The sequence below is a fragment of the Rhizobium sp. FY34 genome (assembly GCF_005222845.1).
Taxonomy (GTDB): domain Bacteria; phylum Pseudomonadota; class Alphaproteobacteria; order Rhizobiales; family Rhizobiaceae; genus Neorhizobium.
In genome coordinates this window covers 1-1145 of sequence record NZ_STFZ01000023.1, presented here as the reverse complement: position 1 = coordinate 1145, position 1145 = coordinate 1, and the positions used below count along the sequence as shown (strand labels likewise).

Sequence of the window (1145 nt, the reverse complement as noted above, 5' to 3'; positions counted from 1 at the left end):
GGGGAGAGCGACTGTCTTGGCAGTCAAGCGTTTTGCCATGGTTTTTCGTCCCGGATGATGGCGTTGAGGATGGTGAGCAGTTTGCGCATGGTGGCAACGACGGCGACGATCTTGGGTTTCCCGGCAGCGACGAGACGGTCGCGGAAAGCCTTGAGCACAGGGTTGTGTCGACTGGCGACGAGGGCTGCCATGAACAGCACGGCCCGCACCTTGCCCCGACCACCGCCGATGAAGCTCTTGCCTTTCCACGTGCCCGATTGGCGGGTCCAGGGGGCGAGCCCGGCAAGGGAGGCAATCTGCCGCCGGTCGAGGCTGCCCAGTTCCGGCATCTCGGCGAGAAGCGTGCGTGCCGTCGCCGGTCCCACGCCCGGCACCGATGTCAGCAGCGTCTCGCGCACCCGCCAGACGGGCGACTTGCGGATCTGATCGTCGAGGTCCTTGTCGAGGCTTTCGAGCTCGCGTCTGAGGGCTGCAAGCAGGCGCTTGATGCTCTTCTGCGCCTCTTTCGCGAGCGCCATGCGCTCCCGGTTCTCCTCGGCCACGATCATCTGGACGATCTGCCGCCTGCGGGCAACGAGTGCCGAAAGCGCCTGGGTTTCCGCATCCTTGAGCGGTCGGAGCTCGGGCCTTGTCGCCAACACATAAGCGGCGATCACCGCCGCATCGATGGCGTCGGTCTTGGCCCGACGGCCGAGCGCATTGGCATAGGCGCGCACCTGTGCCGGATTGACCACGACTACGGCAAACCCGGCTGCGGACAGTCCTGCAACGGCGGCCGTCTCGAAGCCGCCGGTGGCTTCCAGTGCGACCACATCGGCGCCGATTGGCTGCAGGCGTTGCACCAGATCGTCGATGCCGGCTTGTGTGTTTTCCACTTGGAAGACCAGGCCGGACGGCGCTACGGCCACATCCAAACGATCCTTCGACACATCGATCCCGACCACAATATCCATCTTATCCCATCCTTGCCTAAACGGACTTTGCTTGCGCAAGCGGCCCTGGCGACTGTTCGGGTTCGATGGAACGGCGGACGGAGACCCTTGCTCTCCCACGGGCTTGATGTCCCAAAGGGCACTCGGTCTCCCATCCGCCACCGCACCAGGCATTACAGCGCTGAATGCGGCTTTTGGGAAGTTACAAGGGGA

General features: G+C 64.0%; 1 protein-coding gene. It reads right to left on the bottom strand.

The window, feature by feature from the left end; genetic code table 11:
* Positions 1-23: 23 nt before the first annotated feature.
* Entirely contained in the window at positions 24-953 is a 930-nt protein-coding gene (locus E8M77_RS18475) for an IS110 family transposase (RefSeq protein ID WP_137132107.1), read from the bottom strand.
* Positions 954-1145 lie beyond the last annotated feature (192 nt).